Origin of the sequence: Halolamina litorea (assembly GCF_026616205.1) — an archaeon.
Taxonomy (GTDB): domain Archaea; phylum Halobacteriota; class Halobacteria; order Halobacteriales; family Haloferacaceae; genus Halolamina; species Halolamina litorea.
Window position 1 is genome coordinate 262,621 of sequence record NZ_JANHGR010000002.1, and the last position, 23,584, is coordinate 286,204.

Below are 23,584 nucleotides of genomic sequence, written 5' to 3' on the forward strand. Positions count from 1 at the left end.
GTGTGGTGCGGGTCGTGAGCGGTTCAGACACAGCAACAGTCCTCAGACGTAGATGTACCCCTCGCGCTCGTCGTACCGACCTCGCTCCACCGCGAACCCCGACTCGACCGCCCGCAGTGCCGCCGCCGCAGCGACGACGGCGTCCAGCGCGTCGCCGCCGGTGTTCTCGACGACGGTCTCGCGGTCCGCGTCGTCGACGGTCAGGTCCGCCGCCGCGAGCAGGCCATCGAGGTTCCGCCGTCGAGCCTCCCGTTCCGCCTCACTCGCGCCCTTGTAGTTGCGTCGCTGGAGTCCAAGCCGACCCAGCACGCCCGCCGGATAGGTCTCAAGCAGCGTCAGCGGCGCCTCGAACGACTGCTCCTGCATCGGCGCCACCGTGGCGACCGCCTCCCCGCCGTCACTCCCGCGGACCAGCGGCGCCAGCACGTCCCGGACGCCGTAGTACGTGATCGTGCTCCCGATGAAGCCGTACGGCGAACTCGCCCCGACGGGACCGTCGGTCTCGCGTTTCAGGAACGCCCGCTCGCCGCCGGTCGCCTCCCGGGTTCGCTGTTTCCCCCAATCCTCGAACCCATCGGGGTCCGCACAGTCGGCCGGCGGGAACGAATCGAGGAACGCCCCCCAGTCCGCTGGCGGGTCGTCGACGGCGTCGAGGAGCGTCGACGGCAGCCCGAAGGAGAAGTCGAGCCCCACGGCGGCGGGCTCGCGCTCGCGGAGCCAGTCGACGAGGCCGGCGTGGGTTTCTGCTTGGCCGGACACGTCGCCGTCGAGGACCGACTTCGCGGTCCCGAGCGTCCCGATGTCGAGTCCGTCGTCGGTCAGTCGGCCGCCGGCGATCCAGACGTTCCGTTCGGCGTCCGTCGCGCCGCTGAAGTCGACGCCGTAGACGAACTCGGGAGTCATAGATCTCCTTCGGCCCGCCCGCGAAAAGGGGTACCGCCCGCGTCAGTCCGCGCTCGCCGCGGTCGTGCCGTCGTCGGCGCCGACCGAGGCCAGTTCGCCCTGCGAATCGAGGGCTTCCTCCAGCAGTTCGGCCACGTCGACGATCTCGAGGTCGTCCTCGAAGCCGCCGGTCTTGCGGCCGTCCTCGAACATCGTCGTACACATCGGGCAGGCAACGACGAACTTCTCGATCTCGCCGGCCGCGGCGGTGTCCTCGACGCCCTCGCGGAGGCGCTCCTCGCTGGGTTTGGGCTCGTCGTCGAACTCCATCCAGAGGCCGCCGCCGCCGCCGCCACAGCAGAACGAGTCGTCGCGGCTGCGGGGCATCTCGTGGAGCTCACAGCCCGTCGCCTCGATCAGGCTGCGGGGTGCCTCGTACTCGCCGTTGTACCGGCCGAGGTGACACGGGTCGTGATAGGTGACGGTGTAGTCGAGGTTCGCACCCGAGAGGTCGAGCCGGCCGGCGTCGACGAGGTCCGAGACGACCTGCGTCCAGTGGAACACGCCGATCTCGCCGTCGGCGTTCCACTCCTCGTCGTAGTCAAAGGGCATCACGGGGTCGTCGGCGAACTCCGCGAAGTCGAGTTCCGGGTACTCGTTCTTGATCGTGTTGAACGAGTGGGGGTCCGTACAGACGATCTGGTCGAACTCACACTCCTCGAAGGACTCGACGTGGTGGCCCGCCAGTTCGAGGTAGAGGAACTCCTCGCCGGTCCGGCGGATGTCGTTGCCGTCGTACTTCTCGTCGTCGAACAGGATGCCGAAGCTCACGTCGGCGGCCTCGAAGACCCGGGCCAGTGCCCGGGCGACCTTCTTGTTCCGGTCGTCGAAGCTCGGGTAGTCGCCGACGTACCAGAGGTAGTCGACTTCCTCCTCGCGGGCGTCGGTGACCTCGAAGTCGAGGTCGTCGGACCAGTCGCCGCGCTTGCGGTTGGGGTCGCCGAACGTGTTGCCCTTCTGCATCACGTCCTGATACACGTCCTGCATCTCGCTGTTCACTTGGCCGGTGTCGACGAGCTGGCGGTTCATCTTCGTGAAGCTCGTCAGGTGCTCGATGTCGACGGGGCAGGCGTCCATGCAGGCCATACAGGAGAGACAGGACTCCATCGTGCCCGCGTCGATGACCGACTCGCCGCCGTCGGCGACGATGTCGATCTCCTCGCCGCCGGCGTCGAGGTCCTCGCGGTAGCTCTTCAGGTCGAGGATCACGTCGCGCGGGTCGAGGTCCCGTCCGGAGGCGTTGGCCGGACAGACCGACGAACAGCGCCCACACTTCGTACAGGCGTCCTGATCCAGCGTCTCGCTCCAGGTGAAGGAGTCGATGGACTCGGCGCCAGTGTCGGCGTCGAGGTCCGCCGGAACCGAGGGGAGGCGGGCGCCTGCCTTGTCGTCGCTGACGACGACGTTGGCGAAACTGGAGATCATGTGGAACGGCTTGGCGTAGGGGACGAACGCCACGAAGCCGAACGCGATCAGCGAGTGGGACCACCAGCCCCACCAGTAGAGCGACTCGGCGCCGGCGGCGTCGATACCGACCGCTTGGACGACCATCCCGACGAAGTAGCCGACGAAGCTCACCGTCTCGAACTCGGGGAAGCCAGTCGCGCGGATGCGCAGGCCTTCGAGCACGTAGCCGCCGACGCCCAGCACGAACAGCGTCCAGACGAAGGCGTCGTCCTCCAGACTCGTGTGTTTGCCCCAGAGCCGGCCGTCACGCTCGCCGTAGCGCCGGTAGATGGCCATACCGACGCCGACGACGAACAGCAGCCCCATCGCGTCCATCACCAGCGAGTAGGCGAGGTAGAACTCCCCCTCGAAGAAGGAGGTGCCCATCACGGTGCGGTAGACGTCGATGTCGAACCCGAGGATGGTCGTCCCGATCAGCAGCGTGAGGAACCCCCAGAGGATGAAGGCGTGCATCACGCCGGCGTAGCGGTCGCGGTCGAACTGCTTGCGGTTCGAGAGCACCGTTCCGGCGGCGTCGACGACGCGGCCCGGCAGGTCGTCGAGCCGCGGGAACGGGTCCTCCTTGGCCCGCGCGTAGCGCTGGAAACGCTCGTAGACGCCGACGGCGAACACCAGGATCGCCGCCGCCGCGAGGAAGTAGAAGGCCGCCTTCCCCGTCGGCGATATCGTCCAGAACGTCTCGCGCGTCTGTGCGATCATACCTCAGTAGCTGCGCCGCCGCCGGCAAAATGCTGCCGACTGCCGACGACCGACAGCGGGCGAACGGTGAAGTGCTCGCCGGCCGACATCCGGGCCGTGCCCCTCCACCCCCGCCGCGCGGCCGCCCCGCTACTCGCCGCGCTGTTCCCGCTCCTCTGGCTCCTGAACCGCGAACGATCTCTCGGCGCGGCAGGGATCGCACCGGACCTCCTGCGCACCGCGCTCCTCGTCGTCGCCGCCGTCGTCGTCGCCGTCACGGTCGCCGCCGTTCTCACACCGCGACTCCCCGAGCCGTCGTCGCTCCCCGGCCCCCTCCGACCGATCGTCGCCCCCGCCGACGCCGTGCTGGCCATCGTCGGAACCCTCACGGCTGCACTCGGTCTGTTCGTCCTCCTCGGCATTCTCCTCCCGTCGCCGCTCGACCCCGTCGCCGTCGCTCTGGGCGTCCTGCTCGGCTGGCCGCTCTCCCTCACGTGGAGCCTCACGGTGGTCGTCGGGAACGCCCTGCTCCCGGCGTCCGCGTACTTCCCCGCCGAACTGCTGGCCACCGTCCTCGGCACGGCCCTCTCGGCGCTGTGGCTGTTCGTGCTCGCTGGCTGGCTCGCCCGGCTCGTCGGTCGGGAGGCCGTTCAGAGGAACGTGTAGGCCGCCAACCCAACAGCCAGCGCCAGCGCCGGCGCGTCGACGCCGCCGACGGCCAGCCGGGGGAGCGTCGCGTTCCACGAGAAACAGCGCGCCGAGAGCGCCGTCGCCAGTCGGTCGGAACGGGCGAACGCTCGCCGGAGTCCCGCGGCGCCGACGCTCGTGAGTCGCTCCTGCGTCGGCCGCTGGTCGCCGAGCCGCGCTTTCTCGGCGTCGCGGATCGCCGCGAGGTCCTGTCGGAGCAACGGGAGAAAGCGGAACACCAGCCCCACGCCGGCGCCGAGCAGCCGCCCCGGCTTCCCCGGGATCGCCCACTGGACCGCCGCGCGGGACTCCCGCGCCGACGTGGTCCGCACGCAGCCCGCGGCGACGGCGACGATCAGGAGGGTTCGATAGCTCGCCAACAGCGGATCGACGGCGGCCCCCAAATCGATCCAGGGCGGCCCGAGCGTCACCAGTTCGAACAGCACCGCCGCGGCCAGCAGCGGGAGGAGGTAGCGGAAATCGTGGAGCACCGATCCGGGGTGGAGCCGTGCGCTCCAGAGCGCTGCGGCAGTCACGCCCGTCAGAACCGTCAGCCCACGCGGGTCGGTGTGGGCGAACGCTGCGGCGGCGAAGGCGAGTTGCACGCCGAGCTTGGTTCGCGGGTCGAGTCGGTGTGCGAGCGTGTCGCCAGGGGCGTAGCCGAGCATCGGTCAGGCCCGCTCGAAGCCGTCGGGCACGCGAATGCCGTACTCGGGGAGGTCGTCGACCGCCTCGGCCGGATCGGCGTCGACGACGACCACGCCGTCGTCGAGACAGACCACGCGCTCGGCGTCGCCCAGCAGGTCCCGGAGGTCGTGGGTGACGACGATCAGGCCGGTCCCGTCGGCGTGGAGGTCGCGCAGGCGGTCGAGCAGTCGGTCGCGCGCGGGTGCGTCGAGCCCGGTGAACGGCTCGTCCAGCACGAGATAGGCGGGCTCCATCGCCAGCGCGCCCGCCACCGCGAGGCGCTCGCGCTCGCCGCCCGAGAGCGTCTCGATCCGGTCGTCCTCGCGGCCGTCGAGGCCGACGGCCGAGAGCGCCCGTTCCGCCCGGCGGTCGATCTCGCCGTGGCCGAGGCCGAGGTTCTCCGGGCCGAAGCGTACGTCGCCGCCGACGGTCGCCGCGACGAACTGGTCGCGGGGGTCCTGAAACGCCATCCCGACGGTCGTGCGGGCTGCCACGGGGTCATCGCTCGCGTCGACGCCGTCGACGAGGACGCGGCCCGAGTCGGGTTCGAGCAGGCCGTTCAGGTGCCGGACGAGCGTCGACTTTCCGGAGCCGTTCGAGCCACAGAGCACGAGGAACTGGCCGTCCGGTACCGTGAGCGAGACGCCGTCGACGGCGGGGTCGGCGCGCTCGTCGCCATCGCCGTCGCCGTACCGGTGGGTCACCGAGTCGAGTTCGAGCACGTCAGGTCGCGCTGATTTCGTCCGATCGAACAATCCCCACGGCGGCGGCGACCTTCACCGCTTCAGCGGGAACGAACGCGAGGCCGGCGCCGACGACGGCGGCGACGAGGCTCGTGTCGAGGTAGTACCAGTAGACCGGAACGCCGAAGCCGTAGATGACGACCACGCCGGCGGCCATCGCGCCCACCAGCCGCGCGAGCGAGGCGCCCTCGGGATCGACGAGGCCGTCGGTGCCGTGGATCAGCGCGCCGATCAGGGCGGCGGCGACGGGGTAGGAGAGCAGGTAGCCGCCCGTCGGGCCGAACAGTTGGCCGAGGCCGGCGGCGCCGCCCGAGAAGACGGGAGCGCCGAGCACGCCGGCCAGCAGGTAGAGCGCCATCGCGAAGCCGCCCCACGCCGGGCCGAGGAAGATGCCGGCGAGGAACACGCCGAGCACCTGTGCGGTGACCGGGACCGCGGGGTTCAGCGGGTTCGGGAACGAGACGAACGCGAACGCCCCCATCAGCGCCGCCAGCAGCGCCGCGCGGGCGAGGTTCGCGGCCACGTCGTCGCCGACGAGGTCCACGGAGTCGGATGCGGTTGCCATACACGACCGTTCCCGTAAACCGACCTTAACGCTACGGTTTACAGATGGGCCCACCCACACCCTTATTCGGCCGTAGCCCCTCGTACCGGGCCGATGGACGAGCAAACCGAGGAGCTACGGGACCTGTTCGTCGAGACCACCGGCGAGGAGTCGGTGACGGAGGGGCAGACCGCCGAGCGCGGCGACCTCGCCGACGCGACGACGCCCGAGGACGCCGACGAACGGGTCCGCGAACTGATCGCCCGGATGCGTGAGCGCTACGCGTTCGAGTCGGGGCTGGATGACGAGGCGCTGGGCCGGGTCGTGACGGGCTTCTACGCCGACGAGAGCGACGCCGAGATCGCCGACGCGGTCGACGCGGACGAAGCGACGGTGTTCCTCGCCCGGGCCGACCTCCATCTGATCCGCGATTCGGACCGCGACGCGCCGTTCCCGCTCGACGACCTCCGGGCGCTGATCGTCGACGACGTGCCCATGGACGAGCGGGCCGACCGCCTCGACGTTCGCGGAAGCGACGCTTCCGCGAGCCAGACAGAAGCGGACGCTTCTGTCGCTGCCGACGCCGAGGCGACCGTCGAACACTACTCACAGGTGGTCGAGGCCGACCGCCGTTCGACCCGCGCGAACGACCGCTTCACCGACGAGTTCGCCGACCTCCTCACCGACGCCGACCTCCGGGAGAGCCACACCGGCGACGCCCACCAGTCCGGGTTGGAGGAGGCCGCCGAGGACATCGAGACGAACACCCAACTGTAGCCGCTTTTCAAGTACGATGGCGGGACCAGCCCGCCCGTGTCCGACACCGTCGCCGCAAGCGACCTCGGCCGCGCCGCGTACTGCCCGCGACAGCTCTACTACGCCCGCAACCGCGACGACCGGGAGCCACCCGTCGAGGTGATCGAGCGCCGCGAAATCGCCTTCCGCTACCCCGACCTCCGCGGGGCGAGCGACGACGTACTCGGGGACCTCCCGCTCGCAGTTACCCCCGCGGAGTACCGCGAGAACCTCGACCGCCTCGCCGCCGGCGACCTGTGGGGCCGACTCGTCGATCCCGCCGAGCGGAACGCGCTCCTGACGGGGAAGGACTGCCGCGGCGTCGCGCACAAACTGCTCGCCGGTAGCGACGCCGCCGGTTCGTCCCGGGGCGGCGCCGATCGGGCCGATGGCGACCCCCCGATACCCGTCCTCGTCTCCGGAGGTGTGCCGCCGCCCGAGGGCGTCTGGGAGCCACAGTCGGTTCGCGCGGTCGCGCTGGCGAAGGCGCTCGCGTGGGAGCGCGGCCGCGAGGTCCCCCGCGCCGTCGTCGAGTACCCCGCGGTCGGCGTGGTCCGCTCGGTCCGTCTCACTGTTCGGAAGAAAGCCCGCTACCGCGAAACCCTCCGGACGGTCCGCAGCCTCGACGGCCCGCCCTCCCGCATCCACGATGACCAGAAGTGCGGCGCCTGTGAGTACCGGGACAGTTGCGGGACGAAAACGCGCTCGCTCAAGTCGCTGCTGGGGTTCTGAGCCTCGGTCAGTGCTCGTCGAGCCACGCCTCGACCTCGTCGGCGCCCTCACCGCGACGGTGAATCTCGCCGCTGCCGGGGTCGACGACGGTGCTCTCGCCGCCCGGGAGGACGCCGCCGTCGACGACGGCGCCGACGCCCTCGCGGATCGACTCGTCGAGGTCGTCGAGGTCCGTGACGTTCGCCTCGCCGCTGGGGTTCGCGCTGGTCGCGGTGATCGGCGCGAACTCCTCCAACAGGTCGAGTGCGAGGTCGTGGTCGGGGATGCGGATGCCGACGCGGTCCCGCCCGGCCGTGAGCACGTCCGGGACGTGGCCCTGCCGCTCGAGCACGACCGTCACCGGGCCGGGGAGGAACGCCCGCATGAACTCCTCCTCGCGTTCGGTGGCGACCACGTGTTCGAGCGCCGCGTCCACGTCGGGAACCGCCATCGAGAGCGGTTCGTCACGGGAGCGGCCCTTGAGGTCGTACACCCGCTCGACGGCGTCGGCGGCGATGGCGTCGGCGCCGAGGCCGTAGACGGTGTCGGTCGGGTAGACCGCCAGTTCGCCCATCGCGAGCATACTGGTGGCCTGAATCATGTCGTCGCGCATACCCGGGCTGGGTGACGCGGGCGAAAAAAGCGCGCGGTCGGAGCCGGAACCGGCGACCCACCGACGCGGTTGACAGTCACCGCGTCGTCGGTCCTACAGCTCGTCGAGCGCAGCCTCGATCTCGTCGTAGTCGGGGAAGTCGGGCCACTCGGTGGCGACCCAGGCGTACTGGATCGTCCGGTCCCCGTCGATCAGGAAGACGGCGGGTCGGTGCTCGGTGATCCCGGCCATCCCGTCGAGGTCGTGTTCGATCCCGTACTGCTCGGCGACGCCGGCGCCGGGGTCGGAGAACAGTCGCGCGTCGACGCCACGCTCGTCGAGGAGGGTGGCGTGTTCGTACGGCGTCGAGATCGACAGGCCGACCACGTCGAGGTCGTCGGTCCAGCCGCGGTCGTCGATCTCGTTCCAGACGTAGGTGGCCGGGAACGCGCCGTCCATCGGGTGGGCGACCAGCAGCACCGGCCCGTCGTCGGTCAGGGAGGCGAGCGAGCGGTCCTCCCAGAACTCCTCGTTAACGAGCGGGCGGGTGAAGTCGGGCGCGGTCTCGCCGACGTCGGGGTGGTCGGCTGCGGGCAGGTCGACGACGTCGAACTCCATCAGGCCTCACCCCCGTAGGTCTTCTCGAGGTACTCGACGATGTTGCCCGACTCGGACATGGTGAGCCCCGTGTTCTCGTCGACGATGGCCGGGACCGAGCGCTTGCCGCTGATGCGCTTGACCACGTTCCGATCGGAGTGCATCGGCTCGACGAACCGCGACTGGTAATCGAGGTCGTACTCGTCGAGTTTGGTAACCACCCGCTCACAGAACGGACAGGCTTGCAGGCGGTAGAGCGTGATCGCTGGCTCGGACATGGGCCGTCGTTGGCGGCCCCGGCGCCTAAAGCCGTCGGCGACGGCACAGCTCGCGGGGCGGCGACGGCTCCTCGATGGCACAGACGGCCGAAAACGTGACGTATGCGGCCGGGAGGGGAACGCTTAATCCGGCCCCCGAACAAGCGAGAGTGGAAATGGGCTTGCTTCCCCCGGTCGCTTCCGCCCTTAGCAGGGGCGTTCTGCAGACTGCCTCGCGCGATGCCGACCCGCTCACCACCGCGTTGGGCGTCGCTCTCCTGATCATACTCATCGGGTTCTCCGCGTTCTTCTCCTCCTCGGAGATCGCGATGTTCTCGCTGGCGAGCCACCGCATCGACGCACTCGTCGAGGAGGGCGTCCCAGGGGCGTCGCGGGTCAAGGAACTAACCGACGACCCTCACCGGCTGCTGGTGACGATCCTCGTCGGCAACAACATCGCCAACATCGCCATGTCCTCCATCGCGACGTGGCTGTTCGGCTTCTACATGACGCAGGGACAGGCCGTGCTCGCGGCGACGTTCGGTATCACGACGGTTGTGTTGCTGTTCGGCGAGAGCGCGCCGAAGTCCTACGCCGTCGAGAACACCGAGTCGTGGGCGCTCCGGATCGCCCGGCCGCTGCGCTACAGCGAGCGCCTGCTGCTCCCGCTGATCGTCGTCTTCGACTACCTCACGCGCATGATCAACCGCGTTACCGGCGGTGGCTCGGCCATCGAGGACTCCTACGTCACCCGCGACGAGATCCAGAACATGATCCAGACCGGGGAGCGCGAAGGGGTCATCGACGAGGAGGAGCGCGAGATGCTCCAGCGCATCTTCCGGTTCAACCAGACGATCGCCAAGGAGGTCATGACCCCCCGGCTGGACATGACCGCGGTCCCGAAGGACGCCACCGTCGAGGAGGCCATCGAGGAGTGTGTCCAGTCGGACCACGAGCGCGTGCCAGTGTACGAGGGCAACCTCGACAACATCATCGGCGTCGTCAACATCCGGAACCTCGTGCGGGCAGCCCACTACGGCGAGGGCGAACCCACGCTCGCTGACCTCGTCCAGCCGACGCTGCACGTCCCCGAGTCGAAGAACGTCGACGAACTGCTCCAGGAGATCCAGGACAACCGCCTCCGGATGGTGATCGTCATCGACGAGTTCGGCACCACGGAGGGGCTGATCACGATGGAGGACATGGTCGAGGAGATCGTCGGCGACATCCTCGAGGGCGACGAGGAGGAGGCCATCGAGTTCGTCGACGACGACACCGCCATCGTTCGCGGCGAGGTCAACATCGACGAGGTCAACGAGGCGCTCGGCCTCGACCTGCCCGAAGGCGAGGAGTTCGAGACGCTCGCGGGGTTCATCTTCAACCGCGCCGGCCGACTGGTCGAGGAGGGCGAGGAGATCACCTACGACGGCGTCCGCATCCAGGTCGAGGACGTGGACACCACCCGGATCAAGCGCGCTCGGGTGACCATCACCGAGGAGCACTACGCGACCAGCGACCCCGATAACGACACCGACGAGGAGTCCGTCGACGCCGACGCCGACGCGGAGTAGTCTCTAGACTTTTATCGGTTCTCGACGTACGTCTGTTCGTGTCTTCGACCTTTCCCTCGCCCTCGGCGGTACTGGCGGCCGTCGAGGATCTCGGCCCGCCCGGCTCCCCGGTGACGGCCACGGAGGTGGCCGAGCGGCTCGACTGTGGAGCCGACCCGGCCCGCTCGCGGCTCGACGCGCTCGCCGTGGACGGCTCGTTAGCCCGTCGGACCGTCGACGGAACGCCTGTCTGGTGGCGCCCCCAGCGCTCTGCCTCCGACGAAGCGGGCTTCTCACGGGACCGTGAACGTCTCGACTTCGTCGTCGAGAACTCCCCGCTCGTCCTGTTCGGCCTCGATACGGGCCTCCGATACACGTGGGTCGAGAACCCGCACCCGGACTTCGAGGAGGCGTCCGTCGTCGGCAAACGCGACGAGGACCTGCTCCCCCCGGCGGCCGCCCGAGCGGTGTCCGCGCCCAAGCGCCGAGCACTCGAGACTGGCGAACGGGTCCGCGAGGAGGTAAGCTACGAACTCCCGAGCGGTCCGGTCACCTACGACCTGACGATCGAGCCGTTCCGGGACGAAGCCGGCGATATCGCCGGGCTCGCGTGTCTCTCCTTCGACGTGACTGAACGCAAGCAGAACGAGCGCGAACTGGAGCGTCGCACCGCGGAGTTGGAGGCGCTGAACCGGCTGATCCGTCACGACATTCGGAACGATATGGCGGTAATGCTCGGCTGGGCGGAGACGCTCGAAGACCACGTCGACGACGAGGGCCGGCAGTCACTCGACCGGATACTCCGGAGTGGGCGACACGTCGTCGACCTGACCGAGGGCGCCCGTGACGCCATCGAGGCGCTGGTCGGCGGGAGTGACGCCGATCTCGAACCGACCCCGCTCTCCCAGACGCTCCACACCGAGATCGATCTCCTCAGGGAAGCGTATCCGGCCCTGACCGTCGAAGTCGACGACGTCCCCGACGTGTCGGTCCACGCCGACGCGATGCTCGGCTCCGCGTTCAAGAACGTCCTCGACAACGCCGTCCGGCACTCAGACCGGGACCACCCCACCGTCGAGGTCGGCTGTTCGCTCGACCCGTCGCTCGTCGAACTCCGGATCAGCGACGACGGCCCGGGGATCCCGGACGACCGGAAGGAGTCGGTGTTCGAGAAAGGCAACCGAGGGGAGCACAGCACCGGCACCGGGATCGGCCTCTACGTCGTCCGAACGCTCGTCGACCGCTACGGCGGCGACGTATGGATCGAGGACAACGAGCCGCGGGGAGCGACGTTCGTGGTCAGGCTCCCGCGAGCGGACTGATCGGTCTGGTCCTCTTCGTTGGCTCCCACGCGACCTCGCCCCTTCGTCAGGGACTCAGTCGCTGTCGATCCCTCGGGAACAGAACGGCTTCACGGATGTTCTCCAGCCCGAGCATCGTCATCACCAGCCGCTCGGCGCCCATCCCCCACCCGGCGTGGGGCGGCATGCCGTACTTGAACATCTTCGTGTAGTACTCGAACTGCTCGGGGTCGAGCCCCTGCTGTTCGAACCCTTCGACCAGCTTCTCGTGGCGGTGCTCGCGCTGCCCACCCGAGACCAGCTCCATCCGGGGGTGCATCATGTCGAACCCCGTCGAGAGCGTCTCGTCGTCGTCCTCGTCCATGATGTAGAACGGCTTGACCTCGCTGGGCCAACTGGTGATGAAGTAGAACGTCCCCACGTCCTCGCCGAGCGCGCGCTCGGCCTCCGTCGAGAGGTCGTCGCCGAAGACGAGCTGTTCGTCGAGCGCGCCGGTGGCGTTGACCCGCTCGATCGCCTCCTCGTAGCTCAGCCGCGGGAAGTCGCCCGCCGGCACCTCGAACGTCTCGGCGAGGCCCAGCGCGTCCAGCTGCTCCTCGCAGTTCTCGGCGACGGCCTCGTAGACGGCGACGACGATCTCCTCGGCGGCGTCCATCGCTTCGTGCTGGTCGGCGAAGGCAGACTCGAAGTCGATCGAGGTCGCCTCGTTCAGGTGTCGCGGCGTGTTGTGCTCCTCGGCGCGGAAGATCGGCCCGATCTCGAACACCGTCTCCAGCCCGGAGCCGGCCATCAGCTGCTTGAACAGCTGCGGGCTCTGGTTCATGAACGCCTCCCTCCCGAAGTAGGTGATCGGGAACAGCTCCGTGCCGCCCTCGGTGCCGGTGGCGACGATCTTCGGCGTCGTGATCTCGGTGGCGTTCAGGTCGCGGAACGCCTCCCGAGCCGCCCGCAGCACCTCGGCGCGGATCTCGAAGATCGCCTTGACCTCGGGCTTGCGTAGGTCGAGCGTGCGGTTGTCCAACCGGGTCGGGAGTTCGGCGTCGACCTTCCCGGAGGGGTCGAGCGGCAGTTCGGGGTCGGCCTCGGAGATGACCTCGATCGACTCGGGAACGAGTTCGAACCCTGTCGGCGCGCGCGGCTCCTCTTTCACGTCGCCGGTGACGCTGACGACGGACTCGCGGTGGACGCCGAGGCCGGTCTCGACGAGGTCCTCGTCCATCTCGTCTTTCTCCAGTTTGATCTGGAGTTTGCCGCTCGTGTCCCGGAGGATGAGGAACGCGATACCGCCGAGGTCACGGATCTCGTGGACCCAGCCGGCAACCGTCGCCGACTCGCCGGCCGTTACGTCCGCCGCGTACGTTCGGTTCTGCATACACGTCAGTAGTCCCGCATAGTGCTTAAACGCCGTGTTCGGTGGGGGAAGCGGCTAGCTGTGGGGGAACACGAGCCGATACCGGGGGAGGATGCGGCTGCGGTCGACCGGGTTCGGTCCGCGTCAGGCCTCTTTCGCGCCCCGAACCGTCTCGGCGACGGCGTCGACGCCCTCGTCGTGGAGCAGGTCGCCGACGACGACGGTATCGGCGTGTTCGGCCATCCCGCGGGCGCTCTCGTAGTCGCCGATCCCGCCGCCGTAGAACAGCGTCGCGTCCTCGACTTCCTCGGCCGCGGCGGCGACGACCTCCGGGTCGCCGTAGGTGCCGGAGTACTCCAGATAGACGATGTCTTGGCCGAACATGCGCTCGGCGACGCCGGCGTAGGAGGCGACCTCCTCGGCGCTCAGGTCACAGTCGGCCTCGGTGTAGGTCGCCACGGAGGCCTCGGGGTTCAGGACGATGTAGGCCTCGGTGTGGGTGTTGGCCCAGTCGAGGTCGTCGTCGATCCGGGCCCACTCCTTGTGGGCGCCGGTGATCCAGAACGGGTCGCCCGCATTGAGCACCGTGGGGACGAGGTAGCCGTCGAGGGCGTCGTGCTCGATGACGACGCCGGGGTTCGAGGGCTCCTGGTAGATGGGCACGTCGTGGGCGGCGCAGGCGTCGACGACGCGCTGCATCTTCTCGCTGGTCATGTCCATCGTGCCGCCGATCTCGAGGGCGTCGGTGCCCGTCGCGGCCACGTCTTCGAACGTCTCGCCGTCCAGCAGTTCCTTGTCGGGGTCCACCTTCAGGACGTGGTCCCACGATGCCCACGGGCCGGTCATGGAGTGCGAATCTTCGGTGCTCGGGTAAAAAGGGCGCGGACCGCGGCTTGGTCCGTGGAACCAGGTGCGGTTCGTGGTTCGGGCCGCGTCCGCTTACGTCTCGATCACGGTGCCGCTCGCGCCGACCGCGTAGGCCTTCGTACCCCGGACGACTGCATGGAGGTTCTCGTCGGTCGGCGCCTTCGCCGCCGCCCAGTCGCTCCCCTCGAACACCGCGCCGCCGGCGCCGACGGCGACCCGCTTCCCCTCGGTCGTCACGCCGTTCAGTCGCGCGTCGCCGAGGTTCGTCTCGTCCCACATCTCGCCGTTGTAGGTCCGGACCGTCCCGCGGCCGCCGACGACCGTGACGTCGTCGCTCCCGTCGCTCGCGAGGTCGTGGTAGGTCGCATCGGCGTCCTCGATGCCGATCTCGTTCCAGGTCTCACCGTCGTCGGTGGCGAAGACGGCCCCGTTGGTGTCGATCAGGTGACCCGCCTGCGCGCCCCGCACGTCGACCGCCGGGATGGCCGACCCGCTTCCGGGGGTCGTGTCGCTCCACGTCTCGCCGCCGTCGGTCGAACGGTAGACGTGGCCCGACTGATCGGTCACGAACACGGTCGCCTCGCCGGCGTCGCCGGCCACCGCGAGGCCGTCGAAGTTGCCGGTCCGGTCGCCCGGCGCGGAGCGGTCCGTCGCGCCGTCGCCCGAGCCGAACAGCAGTTCGCCGGCCTCGACGTCGTAGACCCCCAGCGCGCCGCTGGCGCCCGCGAACCACAGCGCCCGGCCGTCGCCGGTCGCGTCGGCGGCGTAGAGGTCGTTCCCGTTCCCGCTGGGGCCGTCTTCGAGCACGGTCGCCCAACTGCCGTCGCTCCCGCGCTCCAGTACGCGGCCGTTGGTCCCGACCGCGAACGGGGCGCCGGCCGTGAGCGCCACGTCGTGGAGGTCCGCCGTCGTGTCCGTGTCGGCCGTCGTCCAACCGCCACCGGAGAGCAGGCCGTCGCCGAACAGGCTGGCGGCGCCGCCGACCGTCGCCACGCCCCCGATCCCCGCGACCGCCTGCCGTCGGCTGATCTCGATCTCGTCCATGGCTGATCGAACGCTCGATTCCCGGAAGAAAATGGCGGCCGTTCGGTCCCGGACCAGTTCGCTTATCCAGACGCCGACCACGACTGTGGGGTATGCGATCGAACTACGTGCCCTCCCGCGCGGTGCTCGCCGGCGGCGCCGCGACGGTCCTCTGGATCGGCACCGTACTGGCCGTCCACACCGCCGGCTCGGCGTCGATCGTCGAGGCGCTCAACAACGTCGAGGACGTTTCGGGCTGGCTCATGGTCGGGGGCGTCCCCGGCGGCTTCGTGACCGGCGCCGTCGCCGACGACTACGCGCCGCTGCTGAAGGAGGGCTTCATGGCCTCCGTCGGCGGCGCGGCGGCGCTGGTGACGGCCATCGGTTGCTACGGGATCGCGCTCTCGATCTCGCGGGGCTACGGCGCTGACTCGCTGCTCTCCTTTATGTTCACGGGGCCGACGACGTTCACGTTCTTCCTCCTGACGCCGCTGTTGGCGATGGAAGGCGTGCTCGGGGCGCTGGTGGCGGATGCGGTCCGTGGGCGACTCAGGAAGCGCGGCGTGGTGTAGTTCAGAAGCGACTTCCCATCGACGCTGCCCGGTCCCATACTTCGTCCCGGTTCCCGACCTCAGCAATCCTGATTCGCCCCGCTCGTCGCTCGAAGCCACAATCGGGGCATTCGTAGTAGACCGCCCAACCGTCTCCCTCGGATTTCGTTCCGAACCAGAGTCGACAGCCACAGTCCGGGCAGCCTGCCGAATCGTGTCGAACCATCTGCATGGTCGGTCTTTCCCGCGCCTTCATACCTGAGTTCCGGGCAGCCGTTCTGACGTGTGGGTTTTTCTGTCGGCCAACAGGAGGTGTGCGTAATGGGTTACGACGGGCCGGACATCTACCGGGCGCCGTTCGGGAACGACGCCGCGCTGGAGAACTTCGAGCGGACGGTTCTCGGGGGCATCGACGCCGCCGATATCGACGCGACCGTGGATCGGGAACTGACGGGGACGGTCCGACTCTGGGGGACGAAAGCGTCCGTCGAGAGTTCGTGGCGGAACGTGGACCCCGGCGACTTCCTCATCTTCTACCGCGACGGCAAGTACGAGTACGCTGCCGAAGTTCTCGATACGGAGCGGAACGAGGGGCTCGGGCGCGAAACCTGGCCGAACCACGAGGAAGGTTCCCCGTGGGTCTGCATCATCTATCTCGACGAACCGACCGAACTCGGCGTCGATTCCGCGGAGATCCACGACCTCGCGGGCTACAACATGACCCACACGATGGGGTTCAGCCCGCTCAACGACATGGGGATCGGCGGTATTCGTGGCCGCTGGGGCTCTGTTGAGGCGTTCGCTACCGGGGACAGCCCTATCGTGGCCGACAACGAGGAACCGTCGACGGTACCGGACCTCGACGTTCGATCGACGCCCGACGTGTCCATCCCGAAGTCGGTGCTCGACGACCTCTACTTCCCGGGTGAGGAAGCAGCTGAGATCGCCGATCAGGTTAGCGCCGCGGTCAACGCCGGGAAACACGTGGTCTTCACCGGCCCACCCGGGACAGGCAAAACCGAGATCGCGCGTCGCGTCGCCGACCACCTCGTGAATACCCATCCGACGCACTACTCCGGCGCCGAGATGACGACGGCGACGGCCGACTGGTCGACGTTCGAGACCGTCGGCGGCTACATGCCCGAAGAGGATGGCGACGGCGACCTCTCGTTCGTCCCGGGCCAGGTGCTCAGGCGGTTCAAACGAGACGGCGTCCAGCGGAACGAACCGCTGATCGTCGACGAGATCAACCGCGCGGACATCGACAAATCGTTCGGCCAACTGTTCACCCTGCTCTCCGGTCAAGGCGTCACGCTCCCGTACACCCGCGACGGCGAGGAGATCGAGATCGTTCCCGGTACCGAGTCCGACGGCACCCACGACGCCAACGAGTACGTCATGCCGGCCTCGTGGCGGCTGTTCGCCACCATGAACAGCTACGACAAGGCATCGCTCTACGAGATGTCCTACGCGTTCATGCGTCGGTTCGCGTTCGTTCACGTCGACGCGCCGGACCTCTCGACCGGCGCGCCGGCGGACCTCGTTCGACCCTATGCGTCGGTTTGGGGGATCGAGACCGAAGAGCGAACGCTCGCCGACGTTGGTCGTATCTGGCGGGTCATGAACACGACCGTCGACGGCCGGAAGATCGGTCCCGCGATCGTCGAGGACATGCTCCGCCACGTCTCCTACTCAGAGCTCACGCACGAGGCCGCACTCACCCGTGCAGTCGCGGACTACCTCTTCCCGCAGTTGGAGGGTGTCGCTCGACGGGAAGCCATCGTCTCGGAACTGCTCGGGCTCGACTGTCTCGACGAGGGCAGACTGGCACGGCTCGCAGGGGACGTGCTGCAGGTCAGGATCGCCGACGCACGATGAAGCGCGAGGCACTCATCGAAGGACTGTCGACGGAGATCCTCGCGTACGTGATGCACGGATCGTTCCCGGAACAACAGATCGTCGGCGAACTCCGCCCTGACGGTCTCGATGGGCGGTTCGAGGACTACGAGAGCCTGATCCGCCTCCACTTCGTACTCCGACCCGACGTGGTCCGGTTCGTCGAACGGCTTCCCCAGCGACTCCGCAGCATCAAGACCGAGACCGAGAACGTCTCCCGAACGACCCGGGGGCAGGTGGACGGACGGATCGACTGGAGCCGAACCGTCCGGGAGCGCTACGCGAGGAACCCGAACGACCGGTCGCTGTTCGTCTGTGAGAGTCGCTCGGAGGACTACGACACCGACGAGAACGTCGTTCTCAAGCGGCTGCTTGCGCTGATCAACGACACACTCGCCGACTGTGCGGACCTGTTCGAGCGGGAGTACGACTGGGTGACCGACCGTTGGCAGGAGAACCTCAACCTCGTCGACGCTCTCCGGAGTATCGTCAAGCGGAACGTCCACGTCACTCGTATCCGCGAGCCGGCGGCGTACGAACCGACCGACCGGATGCTCCAGCGGACGGCCTCTTCTCGGGGCGATGTCTATCGCGAGGCAGCCCGACTGCTCGGCGAGTACCGCCGAAGTCTCGCGGCCGACGAGGGCGCGATCGCGGACTTGCTCGAACGGACCGCCGTCACGCCCGACGACGACGAGACGCTCCTGGAACTGTACGTGCTGTTCCAGTACGTCTCGGCTATCGAGTCCCTCGACGACGAGGCGTTTACGATCCGGACGATCGAGTCGGGGTCACAGGAAGTCGCTCGGCTCGAACGGGACGACGCCGAACTGATCCTCTACCACGACAGCTCTGCCCGCGACCGGGGCCTCTCGTTCGTCCCTGAGGAGTTCGAGCGATCCCGTGGAGAGCTTTCCCGCGCTGGTCTCGTCCAGCGGGAGGCGCAGTCGGTCGCGGAGACCTACTTCGAGGACCGCGAACTTCGCCGTTCGACCGGCCGCCCGGACGTGATCGTGCTGGAAATCCGAGAGGGCGGTAGCCGGGAGTACCTCGTGACCGAGGTCAAGAACTCCACCAACTACGACACCGTCAGGTCGGGGATCAAGGAGACGCTGGAGTACCTCGCGTTCCTCCGGCAGAACGACGACCTGGTGTTCGACGACGACCGTCCGTTCGGCAGCGGCTGGAACGGCGTGCTCGTGATTCAGGACCTCGACGGCGAGGAGACCGCCGATCTCGACGATCAAGAATCGATCCGGATACTCCAAGCGTCCGAGGTCGAGGACCGGCTCACCCGAGTGTTGAAAAACGTCCTCTGAACAGCGTTCGTCTCCCTAATCCGCCTTCGCCTGCCAGTCCCGCACCGAGCCCGCACTCACTCCGTCCACGTTCTCCGCGAGGTCGTCGGGGTCGGCCTCCTTCAGCCCCTCGACGTCCTCGACGCCGGCCGCCGACAGCTTCTCGGCGGTCTTCTCGCCGATCCCCTCGACGGTCTCCAGTTCGGAGCCGGCCTCCCGGGCCTGGAACTCCCGGTAGTTGCAGATCGGACAGCCCAGATCCCACGGCTCGTCGTCGTCGCCGTGGACTTCGAGGTGCGGGAGGTCGTGTTCCTCACAGATCTCGTCGGTGACCTCGATCTCGCCGCGGCGGGGCAGCGGGAGCGAGTAGTCACAGTCGGGGTAGCGCGTACAGCCCACGAGCCGCGAGCCCGAGCGTAGTTGCTTGATCGCCAGTTCGCCGCCCTCTTCCTCGCCGCACTCGGGACAGGCGCCGATGACCCGGTCCTCCTCCTCGTCGGCTTCCTCGGCCTTACAGAGCGGGCAGCCGTGGACGAACGTCTTGCGCCCGGCGAGCATCTTCACCTCGTTCAGGCCGTGGTCCTCACACACCTCGTCGAGGATCAGCGGCTTGCCCGTCGAGGGCAGCGGCAGCGTGTACTCACAGTCGGGATAGCCGTCACAGCCGACGAAGTAGCTGCCGTAGCGGGATTTCCGCACCAGCAGGTCCTCGCCACATTCCGGACAGGGGCCGATGATCTTGTCGGCCTTCATCGACTTCCGCAGGTGGTCGCCCACGTCCTCGCGGGATTCTCGGAGTTCCTCGAAGACGACTTCGAGCATCTCGCGGGACTCCTCGGTCACCTCGTCGAACCCCTTCTCGCCGGCGGCGATGGCGCGCATGTCGGCCTCCAACTGCGCGGTCATCTCCTCGCTGACGATGCGGTCGGCGAACTCCTCGGCGGCCTCGACGACCGCACGGGCCAGTTGGGTCGGTCGGGGGGGGTCGCCCTCGACGTAGTTCCGGTCGTAGAGCTTTTCGATGGTGTTGTGCCGGGTGGACTTCGTCCCGACGCCCATCTCCTCCATCGTCTCGATCAGGCGCGACTGGCCGTAGCGACGGGGCGGCTGGGTCTGCTTGGCGTCGAGGTGGACGTTGCTGACCGCCAGTTCCTCGCCGGTCTCCACGTCGGGAACCACGGTCTCGTCGGCCGAGGAGTAGGGGTAGACCGAGTGGTACCCCTCCTCCAGCAGGCGCTTGCCGTTGGCCTTCAGCGAGAGGCCACGCTCGCCGCCCGAGGGGAGGTCGACCTCCCCATCAACACCCGCCACCACGCGCAGGTGTTCCCACGTCGCCGCGGGCGCACAGGTGGCGAAGAAGCGCCGAACGACCAGTTCGTACACCTCCCACTCGTCGTCGTCGAGGTCGGTCGGCATCTCGCCGGTCGGGTGGATCGGCGGGTGGTCGGTGGTCTCCTCGTCGCCCTCGGTCGGGGTGATCTCGTCCTGTTCGAGCAGTTCCTCGACGCTGTCGCCGAAGAACGTCTCTGAGAACGACTTCAGTAGCTCCTCGGGGTCGAGGTCGTCGGGGTAGACGGTGTTGTCCGTCCGCGGGTAGGTCATGTAGCCCGCGGTGTAGAGGTCCTCGGCGATGCTCATCGCGCGCTGAGCCGAGTAGCCGAGCGAACTCGCCGCGCGGATGAACTGCGTCGTGTTGAACGGCGCCGGTGGCTCGTCGGTCCGGGTCCGGCGGTTGACCTCCTCGACGGCCGCCGATTCGGCGTCGGCGAGTGCTTCGTTGGCGTTCTCCGCGGCGGCTTCCTCCCAGATGCGCCGGGCTTCGGTGCCGTCGTCGTCGAGGTAGAAGTACTGGGCCTCGAAGCCGGCGCCGGCCTCCTTCGTCAGGTCGGCGAACAGCTCCCAGTAGTCGTCGGGGTCGAACGCCTCGATCTCGCGCTCGCGGTCGACCAACAGCTTCAGCGTCGGCCCCTGCACCCGGCCGACGGAGATGAAGTCCTCGCCGAGTTGGCCCGCCGAGAGCGAGAGGAACCGCGTGAGTGCGGCGCCCCAGACGAGGTCGACGGTCTGTCGGGCCTCGCCGGCGGCGGCGAGGTCGAAGTCGAGTTCGCCGGTGTTGTTGAACGCCTCGGTCACCTCGCGCTCGGTGATCGAGGAGAAGCGCGCCCGCTCGATGGGCACCGACTCGTCCACGCCGCGGACGATGTCGAACGCCTCCTTCCCGATCAGTTCGCCCTCGCGGTCGTAGTCCGTGGCGATGACCACGCGGTCGGCGTCGCGGGAGAGGCGGCGGAGCGCGGCGACGATGGCCTCCTGAGTCGGTTCGGTGTCGATCGGGGCGCGGATCAGTTCGTGGGGCTCGACGTCCCGCCAGTCGTCGTACTCCGGCGGGAAGTCGACGCCGACGACGTGGCCCGAGAGGCCGATCACCCGCTTGCCCCCCCAGCCGTAGACGTTGACGCCGTTGACCCGGTCGGCGTCGGCGGTCCCGTCGCTGAGGATGTCGGCGATACGACGGGCCGCATTGTCCTTCTCGGTGACGATGAGTTCCATTCAGTACCGGAACTAGGCCGTTCCGGGGCCTAAACGTTTCGCGGTCCCCGATCGCAAGGCAGTTGCCCGCAGGCGCGAAGCCCCAGTATGAGCGATGACGACCTCTCGCGGCGGACACTCCTGAGCCGTGCGGGCGTCGCCGCGGCGGCGACGACGGCCCTCGCGGGCTGTTCGGGCGGGGAATCGACCGAGACCGAGGACTTCGACGGCGAGATCGTCGAGGTCGGCCCCGACGCGCGCAATATCTTCTCCCCGGGAACGGGTGACCCGCTCCGGATCCCGGCCGGCACCGCGGTCCGCTGGGTCTGGCGCTCGGCCAACCACAACGTCGCCGTCCGTGACCAGCCCGACGACGCCGAGTGGGGTGGCGACCCCGACATCCACCACTCCGGGCACACCTACGACTTCACCTTCGAGGTCCCCGGCGAGTACCACTACGTCTGTGAACCCCACGAGGGGATGGGGATGGTCGGCGACGTGATCGTCGAATCCAGCGAGTAACCGCCCGACGGCGAAGCCGAACTGAGCGGACCGACAGCCGTTGCGACCGGACCGATAAACCTCATAACGAGATATCGAACGCCGTTCGGACGGGTGTTCTGCGGCCGGAGGGACTTTCTCGGCGGCTCGCGTCACGTCTCCATGGAGCGACCCTCGCTCGGCCCCGTCGACCGGGAGTCCTACTGGGGCTGGGTGGCGTCGGCGCTGTTCCTGTTGCTCCCGGTCGATCTGTTCACGACGCTGCTCTGTGCGGCGGTCGTCGGCCCCGACGCCGAGTCGAACCCGTGGATGGCGTGGCTGCTGGCCCAACCGCCGTCGCTGCTGGTCGCCGTCCACGTCGCCGTCGGCGTCGCCGCCGTCGCCGGCTTCGCCGCCTACGAGGCCGTCTCGCGGCGGTCGGAGCGGTTCGGCGCCGTCATGCTCCGGGCGGCGCGGCTCTATCTGGTGCTCCTGACCACCGCAGGGTTCCTGATCTTCCTCAACAACCTCGGGGTGTTGCTGTTCCGCCGCAGTTTCCTGCCGGCGCTTGGCTGATCAGTGTTTTCGGAGTCGCCAGCGGTCGAGCAACAGCGACACTTCGCCGTTCTCGACCCGGAACTCGGCGGGCTCGCGCCGCCCCTCGCTGGTGACGTACTCGTAGCGATAGACCGTGTCCGCCCGCCGCGACTCCGCCTCGACGGGCTCTTGGGGTAACAGCGGCAGTTCGCTTTCGTTCAACGGGTGCTCGAAACTCGCCTGCAGGGCGTTCCCCGCCCGCTCGACGCTCGCGCTCATCACGCCCTCGTAGGCGCTGTACTTCCCACAGAGCCGGGCGTGGCGCCGACGCCGGCGGAAGAACGGAAGCGACTCGGGGTCCTCGCCGAGCGCCGCCGCCAGCACGCCCTCGCCGACGACGCCGAGCGGGAACGCCGGCGACGTGTTCGAGGCCAGCGCGACGCCGAGCCCCTCGTTGGGGAGGAAGCCGAGGTACGCCGAGGAGACCGTCAGCGACCCGGAGTGACCGAGCAGCGTGCGGTCGCCGAGGAACCCCTCGTCGCGGAACCAGCCGTAGCCGTACTCCCGGTCGTCGGTGCCGCCGTCGACGGCGCGGCCCGGTACGTCGACGTAGCCGACGTGGGCCCGGGCGAGCGTGTTCGCGTCGAGCAAGTGCGCTCCGTCGACCTCCCCGCCGTTCAGGTGCAGTCGGAGGTACCGCGTGAGGTCGGCGACCGAGGAGAGCACGCCGCCGGTGGCCTGGCCCAACTCCCGGGTCGGCAGCGACGACGCCACGAGCTCGCCGTCGTCGGTCCGGCGGTACTGGGTCATGTGGTCGTCGGCCATCGAGAACTCGTGGTCGTCGAACGTCGAGCGATCCATCCCCAGGGGCTCGAAGACGTGTTCGGTCACGTACTCGTCGAACGGCCGGCCGGTCAGGGTCTCGATGGCCTCGCCGAGCAGCGCGTAGCCCGCGTTGCAGTACGCGAAGCGCTCGCCCGGCGGGTCGGTGCGCTCGCCGTCGGCGCCGTCGACGTGCGCGAAGAAGTCCTCGTCGTCGCCCAGCGGGATCCCCGGGTCGGGCAGGCGCAGTCGGCGCGCGAGCAGCGTCTCGCTCACGCCGAGGGAGGGGAGTCCCGAGGAGTGGGTCAGCAGGTGATGCAGCGTCGGCTCCGGCCGGTCGAACTGGACGGGAACGTACGCGGAGATCGCGTCGTCGAGCGAGCAGATCCCGCTCTCGGCCAACTGCAGCAGGGCGACGCCGGCGAAGGATTTCGTACAGGAGGCGATCCCGTAGAGCGTCTCGGGGGTCGCCGGCCGGTTCCCCGCGAGGTCGCGGGAGCCGAAGCCGTCGGCGAAGACGACCCCGTCGGCGTCGGTCACGGCGACGCTCAGCCCGGGGAGGCCCTCCTCGCGCACGACCCGGCGACAGAGGCGGGCGATCTCGCGGTCGGCGGCGTCGTCGATAGGCATACCCCCGCTCGGGGGGCCGGGTCGAAGAATGTGGGGGTCGCCGCCTCCC

At 68.7% G+C, this 23,584-nt stretch carries 23 protein-coding genes; 10 read left to right on the plus strand and 13 right to left on the minus strand.

Annotated features, from left to right (window positions below; genetic code table 11):
• Positions 1-42: 42 nt before the first annotated feature.
• Positions 43-903, minus strand: a complete 861-nt coding sequence (locus NO998_RS12250; RefSeq protein WP_267647504.1) for a DUF429 domain-containing protein — start codon at positions 901-903, stop codon at positions 43-45.
• 42 nt (positions 904-945) lie between these two features.
• Positions 946-3,108: a (Fe-S)-binding protein gene (locus NO998_RS12255; protein WP_267647505.1), complete on the minus strand. Its 2,163-nt coding sequence runs from the start codon at positions 3,106-3,108 to the stop codon at positions 946-948.
• 96 nt (positions 3,109-3,204) lie between these two features.
• Here NO998_RS12255 and NO998_RS12260 point away from each other — a divergent pair, with 96 nt between their 5' ends.
• Complete coding sequence (locus tag NO998_RS12260) at positions 3,205-3,753, plus strand: hypothetical protein (protein ID WP_267647506.1); 549 nt, start codon at positions 3,205-3,207, stop codon at positions 3,751-3,753.
• Here NO998_RS12260 and NO998_RS12265 read toward each other — a convergent pair.
• From NO998_RS12265 to NO998_RS12275, 3 genes are read right to left on the minus strand one after another with little or no spacing between them, the layout of a single operon-like run.
• Positions 3,738-4,442: an energy-coupling factor transporter transmembrane component T family protein gene (locus NO998_RS12265; protein WP_267647508.1), complete on the minus strand. Its 705-nt coding sequence runs from the start codon at positions 4,440-4,442 to the stop codon at positions 3,738-3,740. The two genes, NO998_RS12260 and NO998_RS12265, sit on opposite strands and share 16 nt — an antisense overlap.
• 3 nt (positions 4,443-4,445) lie before the next feature.
• Entirely contained in the window at positions 4,446-5,183 is a 738-nt protein-coding gene (locus tag NO998_RS12270; RefSeq protein ID WP_267647509.1) for an energy-coupling factor ABC transporter ATP-binding protein, read from the minus strand.
• A 1-nt stretch (position 5,184) separates the two neighbouring features.
• Positions 5,185-5,769, minus strand: coding sequence for a biotin transporter BioY (locus NO998_RS12275; RefSeq protein ID WP_267647510.1), 585 nt, complete (start codon positions 5,767-5,769; stop codon positions 5,185-5,187).
• 93 nt (positions 5,770-5,862) lie between these two features.
• On the opposite strand from NO998_RS12275, the gene NO998_RS12280 reads away from it, so the two are divergent.
• Entirely contained in the window at positions 5,863-6,525 is a 663-nt protein-coding gene (locus NO998_RS12280; RefSeq protein ID WP_267647511.1) for a conditioned medium-induced protein 4, read from the plus strand.
• 36 nt (positions 6,526-6,561) lie between these two features.
• Positions 6,562-7,275 (plus strand): CRISPR-associated protein Cas4, encoded by a 714-nt coding sequence (locus NO998_RS12285; protein WP_267647512.1) that lies wholly within the window; start codon positions 6,562-6,564, stop codon positions 7,273-7,275.
• A gap of 7 nt (positions 7,276-7,282) precedes the next feature.
• On the opposite strand, the gene NO998_RS12290 is transcribed toward NO998_RS12285, so the two are convergent.
• From NO998_RS12290 to NO998_RS12300, 3 genes are all read right to left on the minus strand, one after another.
• A complete protein-coding gene (locus NO998_RS12290; protein WP_267647513.1) occupies positions 7,283-7,867 on the minus strand; it encodes an L-threonylcarbamoyladenylate synthase in 585 nt (194 codons plus the stop codon).
• Positions 7,868-7,960: 93 nt separating this feature from the next.
• Complete coding sequence (locus NO998_RS12295; protein ID WP_267647962.1) at positions 7,961-8,467, minus strand: redoxin domain-containing protein; 507 nt, start codon at positions 8,465-8,467, stop codon at positions 7,961-7,963.
• The gene (locus NO998_RS12300) at positions 8,464-8,721 is read right to left on the minus strand and encodes a glutathione S-transferase N-terminal domain-containing protein (protein ID WP_267647514.1); all 258 of its coding nucleotides are present in this window, start codon (positions 8,719-8,721) and stop codon (positions 8,464-8,466) included. The genes NO998_RS12295 and NO998_RS12300 overlap by 4 nt, the downstream gene beginning before the upstream one ends.
• A gap of 155 nt (positions 8,722-8,876) precedes the next feature.
• Between NO998_RS12300 and NO998_RS12305 the strand changes: the two genes are divergently transcribed.
• Both NO998_RS12305 and NO998_RS12310 read left to right on the plus strand, forming a co-directional pair.
• Positions 8,877-10,271: a hemolysin family protein gene (locus tag NO998_RS12305; RefSeq protein WP_267647515.1), complete on the plus strand. Its 1,395-nt coding sequence runs from the start codon at positions 8,877-8,879 to the stop codon at positions 10,269-10,271.
• A gap of 38 nt (positions 10,272-10,309) precedes the next feature.
• Positions 10,310-11,572: a PAS domain-containing sensor histidine kinase gene (locus tag NO998_RS12310; protein WP_267647516.1), complete on the plus strand. Its 1,263-nt coding sequence runs from the start codon at positions 10,310-10,312 to the stop codon at positions 11,570-11,572.
• A gap of 46 nt (positions 11,573-11,618) precedes the next feature.
• Here NO998_RS12310 and aspS read toward each other — a convergent pair whose 3' ends face one another.
• The 3 genes from aspS to NO998_RS12325 all read right to left on the minus strand — a co-directional run bounded on the left by aspS (position 11,619) and on the right by NO998_RS12325 (position 14,813).
• Entirely contained in the window at positions 11,619-12,923 is a 1,305-nt protein-coding gene (gene aspS, locus NO998_RS12315; protein ID WP_267647517.1) for an aspartate--tRNA(Asn) ligase, read from the minus strand.
• A gap of 123 nt (positions 12,924-13,046) precedes the next feature.
• On the minus strand, positions 13,047-13,748 hold the full coding sequence (locus tag NO998_RS12320; protein ID WP_267647518.1) for a phosphoglycerol geranylgeranyltransferase: 702 nt from the start codon (positions 13,746-13,748) through the stop codon (positions 13,047-13,049).
• Positions 13,749-13,841: 93 nt separating this feature from the next.
• Positions 13,842-14,813 carry a WD40/YVTN/BNR-like repeat-containing protein gene (locus tag NO998_RS12325; protein WP_267647519.1) on the minus strand — a complete coding sequence of 324 codons (972 nt, stop codon included), beginning with the start codon at positions 14,811-14,813 and terminating at the stop codon, positions 13,842-13,844.
• Between the two features lie 92 nt (positions 14,814-14,905).
• Here NO998_RS12325 and NO998_RS12330 point away from each other — a divergent pair, with 92 nt between their 5' ends.
• The 3 genes from NO998_RS12330 to NO998_RS12340 all read left to right on the plus strand — a co-directional run bounded on the left by NO998_RS12330 (position 14,906) and on the right by NO998_RS12340 (position 18,558).
• Positions 14,906-15,364: a hypothetical protein gene (locus NO998_RS12330; protein ID WP_267647520.1), complete on the plus strand. Its 459-nt coding sequence runs from the start codon at positions 14,906-14,908 to the stop codon at positions 15,362-15,364.
• A 300-nt stretch (positions 15,365-15,664) separates the two neighbouring features.
• Complete coding sequence (locus tag NO998_RS12335) at positions 15,665-17,221, plus strand: AAA family ATPase (protein WP_267647521.1); 1,557 nt, start codon at positions 15,665-15,667, stop codon at positions 17,219-17,221.
• Positions 17,218-18,558 (plus strand): hypothetical protein, encoded by a 1,341-nt coding sequence (locus tag NO998_RS12340; protein ID WP_267647522.1) that lies wholly within the window; start codon positions 17,218-17,220, stop codon positions 18,556-18,558. Before NO998_RS12335 ends, NO998_RS12340 begins: the two co-directional genes overlap by 4 nt.
• Before the next feature lie 15 nt (positions 18,559-18,573).
• Here NO998_RS12340 and NO998_RS12345 read toward each other — a convergent pair whose 3' ends face one another.
• On the minus strand, positions 18,574-21,087 hold the full coding sequence (locus NO998_RS12345) for a DNA topoisomerase I (RefSeq protein WP_267647523.1): 2,514 nt from the start codon (positions 21,085-21,087) through the stop codon (positions 18,574-18,576).
• Positions 21,088-21,174: 87 nt separating this feature from the next.
• Between NO998_RS12345 and NO998_RS12350 the strand changes: the two genes are divergently transcribed.
• On the plus strand, positions 21,175-21,588 hold the full coding sequence (locus NO998_RS12350; protein WP_267647524.1) for a plastocyanin/azurin family copper-binding protein: 414 nt from the start codon (positions 21,175-21,177) through the stop codon (positions 21,586-21,588).
• A gap of 141 nt (positions 21,589-21,729) precedes the next feature.
• Positions 21,730-22,122 (plus strand): hypothetical protein, encoded by a 393-nt coding sequence (locus tag NO998_RS12355; protein ID WP_267647525.1) that lies wholly within the window; start codon positions 21,730-21,732, stop codon positions 22,120-22,122.
• Here the strand turns inward: NO998_RS12355 and NO998_RS12360 are convergent, their stop codons facing one another.
• A complete protein-coding gene (locus tag NO998_RS12360; RefSeq protein ID WP_267647526.1) occupies positions 22,123-23,535 on the minus strand; it encodes a serine hydrolase domain-containing protein in 1,413 nt (470 codons plus the stop codon).
• Between the last annotated feature and the right edge of the window lie 49 nt (positions 23,536-23,584).

Coding starts and splice junctions, on each gene's coding strand:
- NO998_RS12340 (WP_267647522.1), top strand. CDS start 17,218: ATGAAGCGCGAGGCACTCATCGAAGGACTGTCGACGGAGATCCTCGCG.
- NO998_RS12320 (WP_267647518.1), bottom strand. CDS start 13,748: ATGACCGGCCCGTGGGCATCGTGGGACCACGTCCTGAAGGTGGACCCC.
- NO998_RS12265 (WP_267647508.1), bottom strand. CDS start 4,442: ATGCTCGGCTACGCCCCTGGCGACACGCTCGCACACCGACTCGACCCG.
- NO998_RS12335 (WP_267647521.1), top strand. CDS start 15,665: ATGGGTTACGACGGGCCGGACATCTACCGGGCGCCGTTCGGGAACGAC.
- NO998_RS12280 (WP_267647511.1), top strand. CDS start 5,863: ATGGACGAGCAAACCGAGGAGCTACGGGACCTGTTCGTCGAGACCACC.
- NO998_RS12355 (WP_267647525.1), top strand. CDS start 21,730: ATGGAGCGACCCTCGCTCGGCCCCGTCGACCGGGAGTCCTACTGGGGC.
- NO998_RS12275 (WP_267647510.1), bottom strand. CDS start 5,769: ATGGCAACCGCATCCGACTCCGTGGACCTCGTCGGCGACGACGTGGCC.
- NO998_RS12300 (WP_267647514.1), bottom strand. CDS start 8,721: ATGTCCGAGCCAGCGATCACGCTCTACCGCCTGCAAGCCTGTCCGTTC.
- NO998_RS12290 (WP_267647513.1), bottom strand. CDS start 7,867: ATGCGCGACGACATGATTCAGGCCACCAGTATGCTCGCGATGGGCGAA.
- NO998_RS12250 (WP_267647504.1), bottom strand. CDS start 903: ATGACTCCCGAGTTCGTCTACGGCGTCGACTTCAGCGGCGCGACGGAC.
- NO998_RS12330 (WP_267647520.1), top strand. CDS start 14,906: ATGCGATCGAACTACGTGCCCTCCCGCGCGGTGCTCGCCGGCGGCGCC.
- NO998_RS12325 (WP_267647519.1), bottom strand. CDS start 14,813: ATGGACGAGATCGAGATCAGCCGACGGCAGGCGGTCGCGGGGATCGGG.
- aspS (WP_267647517.1), bottom strand. CDS start 12,923: ATGCAGAACCGAACGTACGCGGCGGACGTAACGGCCGGCGAGTCGGCG.
- NO998_RS12345 (WP_267647523.1), bottom strand. CDS start 21,087: ATGGAACTCATCGTCACCGAGAAGGACAATGCGGCCCGTCGTATCGCC.
- NO998_RS12305 (WP_267647515.1), top strand. CDS start 8,877: ATGGGCTTGCTTCCCCCGGTCGCTTCCGCCCTTAGCAGGGGCGTTCTG.
- NO998_RS12360 (WP_267647526.1), bottom strand. CDS start 23,535: ATGCCTATCGACGACGCCGCCGACCGCGAGATCGCCCGCCTCTGTCGC.
- NO998_RS12255 (WP_267647505.1), bottom strand. CDS start 3,108: ATGATCGCACAGACGCGCGAGACGTTCTGGACGATATCGCCGACGGGG.
- NO998_RS12350 (WP_267647524.1), top strand. CDS start 21,175: ATGAGCGATGACGACCTCTCGCGGCGGACACTCCTGAGCCGTGCGGGC.